The sequence below is a fragment of the Neorhizobium descurainiae genome, from assembly GCF_051400715.1.
Lineage (GTDB): Bacteria > Pseudomonadota > Alphaproteobacteria > Rhizobiales > Rhizobiaceae > Neorhizobium.
In genome coordinates this window covers 43,393-56,850 of record NZ_JBLFFK010000031.1, presented here as the reverse complement: position 1 = coordinate 56,850, position 13,458 = coordinate 43,393, and the positions used below count along the sequence as shown (strand labels likewise).

The 13,458-nt window shown below is 57.6% G+C and carries 14 protein-coding genes and 2 pseudogenes; 8 read left to right on the top strand and 8 right to left on the bottom strand.

What is annotated here, in order from left to right:
- Window positions 1–664 (top strand): annotated as a pseudogene (locus ACMGE0_RS30885) (IS3 family transposase); the annotation flags it as partial.
- A gap of 44 nt (window positions 665–708) precedes the next feature.
- Here ACMGE0_RS30885 and ACMGE0_RS30880 read toward each other — a convergent pair.
- Window positions 709–1,653, bottom strand: coding sequence for a glycoside hydrolase family protein (locus ACMGE0_RS30880; RefSeq protein ID WP_436819706.1), 945 nt, complete (start codon window positions 1,651–1,653; stop codon window positions 709–711).
- A 334-nt stretch (window positions 1,654–1,987) separates the two neighbouring features.
- Here ACMGE0_RS30880 and ACMGE0_RS30875 point away from each other — a divergent pair, with 334 nt between their 5' ends.
- The 4 genes from ACMGE0_RS30875 to ACMGE0_RS30860 all read left to right on the top strand — a co-directional run bounded on the left by ACMGE0_RS30875 (window position 1,988) and on the right by ACMGE0_RS30860 (window position 5,124).
- Window positions 1,988–2,998 (top strand): ABC transporter substrate-binding protein, encoded by a 1,011-nt coding sequence (locus tag ACMGE0_RS30875; RefSeq protein WP_436819705.1) that lies wholly within the window; start codon window positions 1,988–1,990, stop codon window positions 2,996–2,998.
- Window positions 2,999–3,016: 18 nt separating this feature from the next.
- A complete protein-coding gene (locus tag ACMGE0_RS30870; protein ID WP_436819704.1) occupies window positions 3,017–4,219 on the top strand; it encodes a porin family protein in 1,203 nt (400 codons plus the stop codon).
- A 231-nt stretch (window positions 4,220–4,450) separates the two neighbouring features.
- A complete protein-coding gene (locus tag ACMGE0_RS30865) occupies window positions 4,451–4,705 on the top strand; it encodes a type II toxin-antitoxin system Phd/YefM family antitoxin (protein WP_436819703.1) in 255 nt (84 codons plus the stop codon).
- The gene (locus ACMGE0_RS30860; protein WP_436819702.1) at window positions 4,702–5,124 is read left to right on the top strand and encodes a type II toxin-antitoxin system VapC family toxin; all 423 of its coding nucleotides are present in this window, start codon (window positions 4,702–4,704) and stop codon (window positions 5,122–5,124) included. The genes ACMGE0_RS30865 and ACMGE0_RS30860 overlap by 4 nt, the downstream gene beginning before the upstream one ends.
- A 210-nt stretch (window positions 5,125–5,334) precedes the next feature.
- Here the strand turns inward: ACMGE0_RS30860 and ACMGE0_RS30855 are convergent, their stop codons facing one another.
- From ACMGE0_RS30855 to ACMGE0_RS30825, 7 genes and pseudogenes are all read right to left on the bottom strand, one after another.
- Window positions 5,335–6,252, bottom strand: coding sequence for an NADP-dependent oxidoreductase (locus ACMGE0_RS30855; RefSeq protein ID WP_436819701.1), 918 nt, complete (start codon window positions 6,250–6,252; stop codon window positions 5,335–5,337).
- Between the two features lie 143 nt (window positions 6,253–6,395).
- A complete protein-coding gene (locus ACMGE0_RS30850) occupies window positions 6,396–6,860 on the bottom strand; it encodes a DUF3788 domain-containing protein (RefSeq protein WP_436819707.1) in 465 nt (154 codons plus the stop codon).
- Between the two features lie 69 nt (window positions 6,861–6,929).
- Window positions 6,930–7,637 carry an FMN-dependent NADH-azoreductase gene (locus ACMGE0_RS30845; RefSeq protein ID WP_436819700.1) on the bottom strand — a complete coding sequence of 236 codons (708 nt, stop codon included), beginning with the start codon at window positions 7,635–7,637 and terminating at the stop codon, window positions 6,930–6,932.
- A 43-nt stretch (window positions 7,638–7,680) separates the two neighbouring features.
- Window positions 7,681–8,227: pseudogene (locus tag ACMGE0_RS30840) on the bottom strand (carboxymuconolactone decarboxylase family protein).
- A 33-nt stretch (window positions 8,228–8,260) separates the two neighbouring features.
- Window positions 8,261–8,914, bottom strand: a complete 654-nt coding sequence (locus tag ACMGE0_RS30835; protein WP_436819699.1) for a nitroreductase family protein — start codon at window positions 8,912–8,914, stop codon at window positions 8,261–8,263.
- Between the two features lie 116 nt (window positions 8,915–9,030).
- Entirely contained in the window at window positions 9,031–9,999 is a 969-nt protein-coding gene (locus ACMGE0_RS30830) for an AraC family transcriptional regulator (protein WP_436819698.1), read from the bottom strand.
- 654 nt (window positions 10,000–10,653) lie between these two features.
- Window positions 10,654–11,448, bottom strand: coding sequence for a helix-turn-helix transcriptional regulator (locus ACMGE0_RS30825; RefSeq protein WP_436819697.1), 795 nt, complete (start codon window positions 11,446–11,448; stop codon window positions 10,654–10,656).
- Between the two features lie 121 nt (window positions 11,449–11,569).
- Here ACMGE0_RS30825 and ACMGE0_RS30820 point away from each other — a divergent pair, with 121 nt between their 5' ends.
- The 3 genes from ACMGE0_RS30820 (at window position 11,570) to ACMGE0_RS30810 (ending at window position 13,353) form a co-directional block, all read left to right on the top strand.
- A complete protein-coding gene (locus ACMGE0_RS30820; protein ID WP_436819696.1) occupies window positions 11,570–12,181 on the top strand; it encodes a glutathione S-transferase family protein in 612 nt (203 codons plus the stop codon).
- A gap of 12 nt (window positions 12,182–12,193) precedes the next feature.
- Window positions 12,194–12,481 (top strand): putative antibiotic biosynthesis monooxygenase, encoded by a 288-nt coding sequence (locus ACMGE0_RS30815; protein ID WP_495885027.1) that lies wholly within the window; start codon window positions 12,194–12,196, stop codon window positions 12,479–12,481.
- An 89-nt stretch (window positions 12,482–12,570) separates the two neighbouring features.
- Window positions 12,571–13,353, top strand: coding sequence for an alpha/beta hydrolase (locus ACMGE0_RS30810; protein ID WP_436819694.1), 783 nt, complete (start codon window positions 12,571–12,573; stop codon window positions 13,351–13,353).
- The last annotated feature ends 105 nt before the right edge of the window (window positions 13,354–13,458 follow it).

Sequence of the window (13,458 nt, the reverse complement as noted above, 5' to 3'; positions counted from 1 at the left end):
GCCATGGCTATCGTCGTGTGCATGTGCTGTTGGAACGCGAGGGTTGGGGCACCAACATCAAGCGAACCTATCGCATTACAAGGACTTGGGTCTTCAACTGCGCAACAAGACACCCAAGCGGCGGGTGAAGGCAAAGCTTCGGGAAGATCGGCAAATGGCTGTTGGCCCGAATGATGTTTGGGCGATGGACTTCGTTCACGACCAGCTCGCGACCGGTAAGAAGTTGCGCGTCCTGACGGTGGTCGACACCTTCTCGAGGTATGTGCCGGTGCTTGACCCGCGTCACAGCTATCGCGGCGAAGACGTAGTGCGGACGCTCGAACGGGTGTGCCGCCATGTTGGCTATCCGAAGACGATCCGTGTCGATCAGGGGACCGAATTTGTGTCCCGCGATCTTGATCTATGGGCCTATGCCAAGGGCGTTATCCTGGACTTCTCACGTCCGGGAAAGCCCACGGACAACGCCTTCATCGAAGCATTCAATGGCCGCTTCCGAGCGGAGTGCCTGAACCAGCATTGGTTCCTGACCCTTGCGGACGCCCGCGAAAAGATGGAGGATTGGCGCAGAGACTATAATGAGTTTCGACCACATGGTGCGATCGGTAACAAGGTACCGATCTCACTGATGAATCCGGGAGCGCCGCCAGCCCGCTTCCTGAGATAGGCCGGAAAACTCTACCATCCGCTGGTCCAGAAACCTGGGGCGGTTCACCGCTTCCAGGGCGTGCATTGGGTCGATGGTTCGACTCTCATCAAGACCTTTGAGCGCGATGAGACCTTCCGAGAGTTGATTTCGGCCAGCGCCAGACCGCTTTCCCCTGCGACGGAATAGATGAGATAAAGTTTGCCGTCGGCCTGGAATACCGCCGGATCCCGCAATTGGCGAACCGGTTTTTCCGCTGGTCCTATGGTTGAAGGTTCGATCGGCAGGTTCACGCCTTCATATTCTCTTTCCGGTGTGAGAAGGATTTTCGAAGCTTCTTCCCGCCACTCCATCCAATCGGTGGACAGGTCAATTCTGGAATGGAGGAGGGATTCCGGAGCGTCGCCGCGATTGCTGTAAATCACATGGAGGCAATTGCCTTCTACCCAGACGGCAGCATGACGCATATTGGCAGAAAACAGTCGCGGCCCCGGGACGAAGTCTTTGACTCCATCCTTGGACCGATAGAACTGGCCGGGCATTGCTATAGCGTAAACCCAATCCCCGTGCTCAAACAGACGAGCATAGGGGTTCATCAGGTTTTCCGGGCGTGCTGTGAAATTCAGGCCATCGGGCGATATTGCCAGACGTGTAAACTGATGTTTGATTTCGTCGCCACCGTGGAAAAACATGCGAATCTGCCTGACCGTATGATCCACGATTACTTCGGGCGAGGCGATGTGATGACTGAAGCCGGAGTCGGCCAGAGGAAGCACGCCTGGCTCGTAAACGGTCCAGGGACCTGTTACGGTGTCGGCGTAGGCAAGTCGAATATAATCGCCACGGTGGTGGGCGAAATAAAGATAATAAGCACCGAGCGCGTTTTCTACCCAATCCGGCACCTGGATAATGCTGGGCCCGTTGATATTCTGCCCCATCCGCCGGCACATTTCTGGCTGGATGATCGGTCGATCCAGGAGGCGGACTGCCGTTAACTCCGTGGTATCCATCCGCCGCTCCCTGTCCCGCAGCCGTCGCTACTCCGAGCATGACGTGACTGCACATCGAAACCCGGACCATGATCGGATCCCCGGCATTACGGGTAAATATGTCGATGTGCGGCAAGTCCTTTCTCGATCCGAGAACGGAGTTCTCCAAGCCAGGTCGGCTGAATCATCTTTATCCGCATGCAATCAAGCAGTCAGCAAACCGAGCAGAGCGGATACCTTCGATCTTCCTCGATTCGCGAAAGCTCTATAGGCGCATCAAGGGGTTTTTGTCGTTTCGCTTTTGTCTAAGGTTTGATTGGCTTCCATCGAGTGGAGCGGGCAGGAGGAGAGGAAGATGATATTCAGGAATATGTGGGCCCGCGTGTTGGCCGGCCTTGCAATGATAAGCTTAAGCTCCCCGGGTTGGGCGGAGCAAAGCTGGGATGACGTCGTAAAGGCTGCGAAACAGGAAGGTCGGGTAACGCTTTACACGTCGCAGGTCGGCGTTCCCCAACTCGATCAGATATTGTCCGCCTTCAGCGAAGAATACGGCATTGAGGTACAGAAGCTGGAACTGCGTGGGAGCGAGCTTTTCGAAAGGCTCCGTCTCGAACTCGCTACCAATCGGTCCGCGGCGGACCTGTCCTTCAGCGGCGGCTCCGTGACGCTGGAGACCATGGGTGTCCTTCAACCTCACGGCGATATTCCAAATGCTGCACGCCTGTCGCCCGAATTTGCCGGAAATGAGCTGAGGCTCCCGGTGTTCTCGCAAAGCATGGGGATTATCGTGAATGCATCCGTTCCGAAGGACAAACGCCCTAAAAGATGGGCAGATCTGACGGATCCGAGCTGGAAGGGGAAAATTCTCGCGGATGATTTTCGTGCCGTAGGCGGCGGCGGACTCTTCTTCGCGGTGACATACGAGAAGTTCGGAGAGGATTATCAAAAGCGTCTTTCCGAAAATCGGCCGGTCTTCACGCGTGAGATACGCGACAGTCCGCGTCGCGTGGCGCGGGGTGAGTATCCTGTCTATATCCCCTTTATTCTGCCCGATACCCTGTTGAACAAGGGATTGCCGCTCGAAGTGATCCTGCCGGAGGAGGGCCTTGTCTACGGGAATTTTGACGCTGCCGTTGTGAAGGGGACGCCACATCCGAATGCTGCGCGCGTGCTGTTGAACTTTTTCCTCTCTGACAAGGCACAACTGATCTATGCGGGCTCTGCCCGGCGCCCGACAGTCAAGGGACTCGAAGACCAGTATCCGGAAAATGTCAGGGATTTTCTGAAGGCGCCTCTGTTGGGTACACAAGAGGACGCCAACGTGCGGACGCAAATGCTGCAGCGCGCGACCGAAATGTATAAGTGACCGGCTTCGGTGACCAGAATGATAAATCCCGAGTATCTCTGGCGCGATCTGTTGATTCACGCCAGCTTTGGAGAAAAGGTCGCAGGTGGTGCTGGAGATCTCGCGACCGCGGAATGGATTGCGCGCGAATTGGGGGAACTAGGTTATGAGGTTGAAAGGTTGCGGGTTCCTGTTCCGCTCTTTCAGCCTCGCCGCTGCGACGTGATTGGATCGAGTTGCGCTCTGGAGTTGTACCCGCAGCCTGTTGTCGTTCCGACGCCCGACGAAGGTATTGCAGCCCCGCTGGCATTGGTACATTCAGTGTCAGATGCCAACGCCGCCCGGGGCCGCATCGCCGTCGTCCTGTTGCCTTATGCCCGACATGCCGCAATCTGGACGTCGGTTGCAGCCCCCTTGCTGACGGCAGTGGCGGAGGCTGGAGCACTGGCGGCCGTCATTTTGCCGTTCGGCCCGACGGGAGAGATCGTCGGGCTGAATTCCTATGCCGACAAGCCGTTCATTCCGATCCCCGTCGCCATCGGACGTCCGTCCGACCTGGCGGCCTATGCCGGCATGGCATCTGCGAACCTCACAGTCCGATTGTATTTGACCGGAGAAAACCGGGTTGTATACAGTCCTACGCTCGTGGCAAGGAGACAACGTGGGGTCCGCTGGATTGCGATGTCGACGCCGCGTTCCGGCTTCTTCACCTGCTCGGTCGAGAGGGGCACCGGAACAGCGGCATTTCTTGGGCTGGCGGCCTGGCTGCCGAAGGCGTTTCCGGACCATTCGCTGTTTCTGCTGAACAGCGGGGCGCATGAGCTTCGCTTTGCAGGGACACATTCAGCGCTGGATCGCGCGCCGTTGCCGGAGGCAACCGATATCTGGGCACATATGGGTGCCGGATTGGCTTCCAGAGCCTATACGGCGATCCGGGGCGGGCGACGATTGGATACGGCTGATCCAAACAGAATATGCATGACGACTCCGAGCCTCGCCGTGCAGGCAAGGGCTGCTTTTTCCGGTTTGGCGGGCTTGGACGACCCCCAACCGATCCTCTCCGAAGCAGGAGAATTGTCGACCATTGTCGAACGCGGCTATGACAAGGCCTTTGCCTGTCTTGGGGTGAACCGCAGTTGCCATACCAGACTGGATGTTCCGGATGAGGTCACCCCCGACCTCCTGGTGCCCGTGGTCGAAGCACACCGCCGGTTGATAGAAATGTCGGTCGCCCCAGGTTGAAGTCGATCCTCGATTTCCAGAATGATGCTGCAGCAGCAATCCGGTAGGATTGTTCGTTTTAGAAGTAGCCTTATCAAAGACCAGGAAAAGTGCAGCGTGCAGCGATTCCTTATTTCTTAGTGGCTTAACGAAATTCGCGTTCGTTCGATCCCGTTCAAGGCGATATTTTGAATATTGCTTCCTAATGAATGATGACGTATATGTAGGTATGTTCCTACATTGAGGCATGATATGAGCATCACCAGTTTGTCTAGCCGGGAGTTGAACCACGATGTCAGCAGGGCAAAAAAGGCTGCGCAGAAAGGGCCTGTAGTAATCACAGATCGCGGGAGACCGTCGCATGTGTTGATGACTTACAGCGAATTCGAGCGCCTGACCGGCAAGCGCCGCAACCTTGTCGATGCTCTTTCGATGCCTGGCTTGTCGACTATTGATTTCGATCCGCCTCGAGCCGAGATCGCTCCTCGGGAGATCGATTTATCTTGAAATATTTGCTGGATACAAATGTCGTGTCCGAGTTGCGCAAGGTTGGGGACGGAAAAGCCGATGCAAATGTAAAGAAGTGGGTCGGTGCTCAAGATTCAAATGACTTGCTCATTTCCGCAATTACGATCCTGGAACTTGAGCGCGGGATATTAAGCATCCAGCGTCGCGATGCTGCCCAGGGTTCTCGATTGCGCGAATGGATGGACAGTCGCGTTCGCCCTGAATTCGCAGAACGAATTGTGCCAATTGACGACGCCGTTGCTACTCGTTGCGCCCACTTGCATGTCCCAGACCGCCGGAATGAGGCTGATGCTTTGATTGCGGCTACCGCGTTAATTCATGGTCTAGCTGTCGTCACTCGTAATGTTCAGGATTTCGACGGTACCGGGGTGATCGTTATCGATCCATGGAGAGGTTGAATTCGTTGAAGGATGCCTCTGCGTTATTCATTGCACACCCAGAGCGTTTGCTGGACACTGTGAGGGACGTCGGTTCCAATCCCTTCAAGAGCAAACCGTCGCAGCCGCCATGCATCCGGAAGCATAAGGCCGGAGTTGTTGCTCCGGCCGTCAGGACCCAGGTTGGGAGAGCTCCAGAAAATCAACGGCTCAATATCGATGCCCGAGGTCTTATGGACCAACGCGGATGATCGTCTTGCCCGTCCGCCGCTCGGTCGAGTTGAATGCGGCGATGGCATTATCAAGCGCCGAGATGTTGCCAATGTTCGTCCGAAGGCGCCCGTCACGTACCCGCTGAACGATCTCGCTAAGTTGAGCACGATCAGATTCGACGACGAAATCAATAGCCAGACCATCGGCGGGGTGCGCTTCAACCGGGCCAACGATGGACACGAGCGTACCTCCGGCTCGTACCAGTCCCGCCGACCGTTTCTGGATCTCACCTCCGATGACATCGAACACCAGATCGACGAAACCGATGTCTTCGAGCCTATCGTTTGCAAGGTCGACGAATTCGTTCGTGCCAAACTCGAGCGACTTCTGCCGGTCGGCGGCGCGACCGGTAGCGATGACATAGGCTCCGAATTCGCAGGCCAGCTGCGCCGCGATCGAACCGACCGCACCGGCGGCGCCATGTATAAGGACGCTCTGACCCGCTTGAAGACGGCCATGCTGAAACAGCCCCTGCCAGGCGGTCAGGCCGGAGATCGGCAGGCTGGCCCCCACTGTGAACTCCACGTCATCCGGGAGCGGTACGAGGTTGCGTGCCTCTACGGCCACGTATTCCGCCAGGGTGCCGTCGCGGTACCAGTCCGTCAGGCCGAACACGCGCTGTCCCAAAGACAGGCCGGTCGTACCATAGCCAAGAGCCGTAACCACGCCGGCGAACTCATGGCCCGGGATTGATGGCGTTCGTCTTTGGCCGACGCGATCGATCCAGGTGGAAGGCCAACTGAGTTCGGTTGGCACGAAGCCCGACGCATGTACTTCAACGATGACGTCGTTTATCGCTGCCTGCGGCTGCGGACGCTCCGCCAGCGACATGCCAGCTGGGCCGGCGGCTTCGTCGGTTGCTATGATCGCTTTCATCGATTTGTCTCCTCAGATATTTGATAATTGTGGTGATACAGCGCGGAAGATCATTTCGATCTCCCTTAGGGATGTGTGGCTAGATGCCCTTAGCGGTCGCTCGGTGTCGGCTCCTGCACGGCACTTTGCAGTGACGGGGACACTCAGCGTGGGAGTGGCGGACGCTTCATCGCCAAAAGCTCTGTCACATCCTGCAGCTCCTCTTTGGGCGAGGCCGGAAGCGTCAGCCATTTTCCGTCGATGTAGGTCTTTGCGCCATCGTAGGCTCTGACCAATTGCGGCCGCCAAAAATAACGCCGTTCCTCGAACTTCTCACGTTCCGCTCTGCCCATCACGACGATGGCAGAGAACCGCCGATATTCCGGCACCAAAGTGGTAAGCGCCTTGGTCTTCTTGAAGCGCAAGGACCAACCGCGGTTCTTTCCGCCGTAAAGCCAGTCCGGTGCGAACACTCCAGGGTAGGACGTGTCGATCCAGGTCCGCAGTTCGGTCCATTGGCCGTATGCCTCTGAGCCCAGCCATTCGCGGATGGCGCCGTCATCGGGCAATGTCGAATTGCCGGTGATCCTGTCACCGATCTGGGGAAGCGTAGCCGTAGATAAAATCATCTGTAGCCTCATGTTGATGGTCCGGCTGCGCCGGGTGGTTGATGTGCGGACGTTCGAAGCCTTGCGTCCTCAGTGTGCGCCTGGCGATGCTCGCCGGAGCGAGGCGAGGTCGGCATGCATCCGACCGACGCTCGCGATCATTGCGGGTTGGTTCTGGATCTCGGTCAGACGCTCCACGGCGGTGAGGTCCGGAGCAGCAAGCGTCTTGTCTCTCGCCTCTGCCGCCTGCTCCCAGTCAAGGAAGGCAGTCCCTTGAAGCGGGAGAAACTGCCGGCTCTTTAGCCCGATGGAGCTGAGCGCGACCGACAGATAGGGTGTCAGGAAATCCGGTTGGTTGGCTCGCTCGCCGGTGAAGAAGCCGCCAGAAGCCACGCCGATAAAGACCGGACGGTCCCGAAGCGTTCCCACCTTCCCGGACGGCGTTGATTTCATTGTTCGGCCGACGTGCAGGATCTGGTCGATCCAGGCCTTAAGAACGGACGGAATGGTCAGATTGTGCATCGGCGTTCCGATGACGACCACATCCGCCGCTTCGACCTCCCCAATGAGCTGTTCGGAAAGATCGAGCGATCCTGCCGGCGGGGCGGCCAAAGTTGCCGACGACGCCAGCGCGGCGGCATAAAGGGCTACGGTCTGAGGTAGGGGATCAGCGCCTAGGTCACGCCGGATGATGTCAGCGCCTGGCACAATCTCAAGAAGCTTTTTAATGATCGCCGCCGAAAGCTGACGGCTATGTGATTGTTGGCGCGGACTGCTATCGATGTGGAGAATGTTCATGAGTTTGATCCAACAGCTTCATGAGGTTGCGATAATTCGGAACTCAGATCGCGCCAGCCGGGGCAACTGCGGGAAAGTCCCTGTCCGGATCGAAGACGTTGTTGAACAGGTTTGTCAGGGTGTACATGGCCACCAGAGCGACGATCATCGATGATATTCGCGTCGGTGAAGCCGGCATCGCGGACAGCCTTCAGATCAGCGTCACTGACTTGCCCTCGGGTCTCGATAACCTTGCGCGCGAACTGCACCGCCGCATCCCGCTTCGGGTCATTTGCGTGGCCCGTGCGAGCGAGAATGATCTCTTCGGCTGGCAGCTTGGCCATATGTTCGGCGGTGAAGCTGTGAACCGTCAGGCAGTAGTTGCAGCCATTCACTTCGGAGACAGCAAGGCCGATGCTGTCTCGCGTCCTGACGTCAAGCGTCTTGCTGAGGGAGCCGAGCAAGGCAGCCCATGCGTTAAAGGCGATCGGGCTTTGCGCAAAGGCCGCCATCATGTTTGGAGTGAACCCGATGTTTTTGGTGAAAGCATCGAGTGTTTGCTTGGATGCAGCCGGCACCTGTTCCGGCGTCAGAACGCTAGTTCTGGTCATGATAGTCTCCATAAAAGTTGATTGAGTTGGGGGTTATGCGAAGGACAGGACGTCAGCCACGGGCAGGCGTGGTTTCTGCGGCCAGTTGCCGGCCCGTTCCGGCCCGACGGTCAAGAGCATGACCGGGATTTCGTCTTCTGCGAGGCCGAATTCGCGATGCACGGCATCGGCATCGAAGCCGACCATCGGCGTAGAACCGAGACCCAGCGATCGCGCCACATAGATGATTGCCGCGGTACCGAAGGTCGCAGAGCGCACTGCCTCGTCACGCTGCCGCTGGAGCTGATTGTCATAGAGGTCCCGGGCGGGCGCTTCCCATTCCGGCACCAGGTGGGCCGGCATAATGCCGGCTTCCACGACCGGCGCCAGACGCTCGGGAACGGTGCTCGCATCGGCCAACTGGCCGATGATGATAAAGGTGACTGCGGCTTCAGTGATTGCTGGTTGGTTCCAGGCGATCGGGCGCAGCCGGGCCTTGGCTTCGGGTGTGCGAACGGCGATAAACCGCCAGTTCTGCAGGTGGAACGACGTCGGCGCCGACGTGCCGATCCGCACCAGGTACCGGATCTGATCGTCGGTGAGGGTGGCGGCAGTGTCGTAATATTTCGCGGCGCTGCGGCTCAGGATGGTTTCGATGACGGCATTCGTCGGTGCCGTTTCGGTGGCTGTATTGCTGATGTAGTTCATTGGGTGGCTCCCCTCATCAAGTGATTACGGAGCCGATTTTACGAGCGTCTATGATATTAACGAGACTTCTTTGCTTCAATATGATGCTCAAAAGGATCATATGTTAGAGGCCGACCCTAACCGGCACTTGTCTCGCCGGTCTGCGCCAGCCGGCGCCATTCGCCTGGTGTCATCCCCATTCTCTCGGCGAATACACGCCGAAACGCAGAAACGGATAGATAGCCGACCGTTTCCGCGACGGCCTCCGTGCTGATCGCTGACTTTTTAAGCTCGTTGGCGGCCAGGCTCATGCGCAGATCGGTCAACAGATCGAGGGCGGAGCAACCGAGCCGGCCCTGGAAGTGACGCATGAACGTGGCGCGCGACATGCCGCAGAGGTCCGCCAGCTCAGGCAGTTTCCAGGGCTTAGCCGGATCGGCGAGCATGGCGCTTATTGCTGGGGCCAGCCGCGGGTGGCCGGCCAACGCCAGCAAACCTTCAGGAGCTGTTTCGGATTGGCTCGCGGCGCGCAACACCAGCGTGAAAAGAGCCGAAGACAGTGCATTGAGAACGGCGCGTCCTCCCGGTCGGTCGCCGGCAGCTTCCATTCGCATCAGCCCCACCAGACCGGCGAGTTCGTTGGTTGCGGACGCCAAACTGTGTTCTGAGGGGCCATCCATGGCACGCGCAACCAGGTTGAGAGGCAGGTAGTTACGGATCAGTCGATCGTGAGGAGGTGTGATGAAAAATCGGCCACACAACAGATCGAGCTGCTCGCCGTTGCTGTTGTTCTCGCTCAATATCCAACCGGCGGCATCCTGCCGCTGCTGAGTGGGAACGGGCGTTTGTCCGCTACCGTCGTGCAGCACATGCGCCGCACCGTGTGGTAGCAGCACGATGTCGCCGCTCGTCAACTCTCGCCGGATTCCTGCCCTCGGATCCTCAAAGATCGCCCGGCCTCTGACAACGACGTGGTAGGGAATTTCGTTCGCCGCGGCCCGGTTCCAGGTAATGCGCCACGGAGCGCCGTAGGCGCAGCGCACTTCGAGCTGGCCGGTAACCGTGATGATTTGCAGCAGATGGCTCAGCCAATCGAGTTCAGACATAGGACCTCGGAAATCCACCGTTCAGGCATTCCATCGTATTGCACGATAACCATACGCACTCCACGGCTGAATCCACGAGCTGACGAGCCAAATTCGAGGTGAGGAAGCGGGGTGTTGTGCAGTGGATTGGATCAAAATGTATCTAATCGGGCAAGCGCATGCCTCCACGACGTTAAGCCGCAGCCAACGCTCCGCCCAAAGCGGTGACCGGTTTCAATCTCTTAGCAAGTCTAGGGCGCACGTCGGCGGTTTAGATCCTTTCAAGGCGAGTATGGCCCGCTTTCGCAAGGGTGCCCGATTTGAGATGAAGATTAGATTGGTGAACGTCGGCTTCGCGCCCGCAAGTCCGCCATAGACGAACCGCTAGGTCACGTACTGTGCGCCGATAGTGTTGAAAATTCCCCTGAGCGTTGGCGTGAACACTCCCCGCCTCCTTCGTCAGGAATGGATTTCCTAGTGGCTCACAGTCGATGACACTTTTCTTGCGGGAGCCGTAAAGGAAAGGTACGGCCTTACCGGAATATGAGTCAGTGAGCGCGTAGGAGAAGCCACCCGCAGAAGTTTTTCAATACTATTTGCCAACAGCAGACATTGTCGCGTTGCAAAAAAGCGAACGGCGCTCGAAATCCACAACCACATTCTAAGACGCTTCGCTCAAGCTCCTACTTTTTCATCGTAGAAGGCGATGCGAAGTCCGGGCCTATTTTCGGAGACGAGGATATTGAGGCGATAGCTTCGCCAACCGCCCTGTGCATCGCACAGCGTAATGTCCATATCTCCGATCCGAAGTACTTCGGGATCATCCCACCATTCCCTGGCTTGAGGAACGACTTGAAGAACCTCATCGAGGATGGACCTCAAAAGCGGGCTTTTCCCGCCCGTCAGAAAGTCATGGCGCGCCTTGAGCAGGACAAGCCTCGCTGCGAACTGCCAGTCCTGGATCCTCTGCCGGTAGTGGTCGGAAAAGAAAACGATGCGGAGCATGTTCGGTCGCGGCAATTTGAAGTCTTCGAACAGGGTACTGGCCGCCTTGTTATAGGCCAGGACGTCCCAGGAGCTGTTCATTATGTAAGCGGCTTGATCGAGAGCATTGATCATCCTTACGAGTGACGGAGGAAGCTCGGCACTTTCAGCTCCATCCGAAAATGTTTCACGGCCAGCCAGCGCAAAAAGGTGCTCCCGTTCGGCCCGGTCGAGCCGAAGTCCTCGCGTCAATCGATGGAGAAAATCATCCGATACCGCTATGTCGCGTCCCTGCTCGAGCCAAGTGTACCACGTCAAGCCGACCCCAGCCAACGCGGCGACTTCCTCACGACGAAGGCCTCTGGTTCGACGGCGGCGCACCTGCGGCAAGCCAACCGATTCTGGAGAAGTGCGCTCACGACATTGTCGGATGAAGTCCGACAGCGCCTGTCGGGCCGGCACGCGCGTTAAACGATCAGACGCCACTTCTCACCTCGCAAAGCATCACTTTAGTAATAGCATAAAAGCCCCATTGTAACACGCTAAATTTGCGCGCAACCTCTGGGACATGACTAGCGATCGAGATGTCAAGGGAAGGTTTGATCGTATGCTCCTCTACCAGTTTAAGAAGGGGACAAATCCGCGGCGCGTTATCATCTACCTGAGCGAGAAGCGGATCGACGTTCCGCGATATGATCTGGATTACGCTGGAGGAGAGCACAAGTCGCGCGAATACCTCGCGATCAATCCCGGCGGGCGAGCCCCGACCCTCGTCACGGATGAGGGTGTGCCGATCACAGACTCGGCCGCTATTGTCGAGTATCTGGAGGAGCTGTATCCCGATATGCCGATGATGGGGAGCGATGCCATTTCTCGCGCGAAAATACGGTCGCTTGAGCGATTGGGCACTGATCTGGTGGTCCGCTCTCAGCTTTGGCTGTGGAATGTCACCAAATCCTTCCCGGTCAAGGAGCCATCCCCATCACTGGAGGTTGCTACCAAACTCTTCGGGTACGTCACTGAAATACTGGATGTCCTGGAGGCGACGATCGGAGATAACGAGTTCCTGGCAGGAGACAGGCCGACGATCGCGGACTGCACGGTATTTTCAATCTTTCAAACATGCCGGGAGAGGTTCGACCAACCCTTCGGCTCCGCTCATCCGCGCCTTGACGCCTGGTACAAGAGGTTTCGCCAGCGGTCGAGCGCCGAATACTAAGAGGCTAGTGATTTGAACAAGCCTGAGACTACGACCTGCGCTTCGAAGAGCCCGAGGGCATGCGACGGCCCCGCCGTCGTACCGGCCAGACCATCAAAAATCAGAATGACCATCGTCATGATTGTATTCGTCTACCCCATCGTGACGCTTTTGCTCTACGCACTGAGTCCGCTGGCCGACAGCTGGGCCGTCTGGCATCGAACACTGGTTCTAACGCCGATCACGGTAAGTCTCATTGTCTTTGTTGTGGGTCCGTTGATAGCGAAACACTTTGACTGGTTCCTGCGTCCGCAGAATTAGCTTCAACCCGGCCGAAGGCTGGAACCGGATGCAGCGGCGGCCTTCCATCTGAAGGCGGCACTAACCCAAGCCAAGAAGGGAAATCGAAGATGGGCATGAACCGGCGCGCATTCTCGGCTACTTTCATCGGAGGAGCAGCGGCTACGCTCGTTGCGACAAAGACCTTGGCAGCTCCCGCGTTAGGTCGTCCGCCTAAAGCCCGCAATATTGTCCTTGTGCACGGCCTCTTTGCCGATGGCTCTTGCTGGAGCGACGTCATATCCCTGTTGCAGCCGAAGGGGCTCACCGTCACTTCGGTTCAGAACCCCCTGACGACCCTGCCTCAATCCATTGTAGCAGCAGAGCGCGTACTCGCCCGCCAAGACGGCCCGACCGTCCTGGTCGGTCGCTCCTTCGGCGGGATGATCGTCACCCAAGCCGGGATGCATCCTAATGTCTCAGCACTTGTCTATATCGCCGCTGGCGCACCCGATGCGAACGAAGACTTCGCAGCGCTTGCCAAAAAATATCCTACTCCTCCCGCGACAGCGGGGATCGTCTACGATGGCGATGAAGGCAGGCTCACCGAAGAAGCGTTTTTGCGCGATTTCGCCGGTGATGTGCCTCCCGCGAGGGCGAAGGTTCTTTATGCAACGCAATATCCCTTTCAGAAGGCCTTGCTGGCAGGCACGGTCACAGATGCAGCCTGGCGTTCCAAACCTGCCTATTATGCGGTGTCGGGTGAAGACCGTACCATCAATCCCGAGCTGCAGAGGTATCTGGCCAAGAGGATGGGTGCAAAGACGATAGAACTGCCGGCCAGCCATCTCTCGATAATCTCGCAACCGCGTGAAGTTAGCGAGCTTGTCCTGGAAGCTGCTGGGCACGGCTGAGCGCTTTCGTTCGAACGAATGCTAGGCTGACTGCAGGCGAAAATCATGAGGGCGTGCCGCAGCAAACCCTCATAATTACGTTCTGGTGATCTCGGCGCGGTGTGG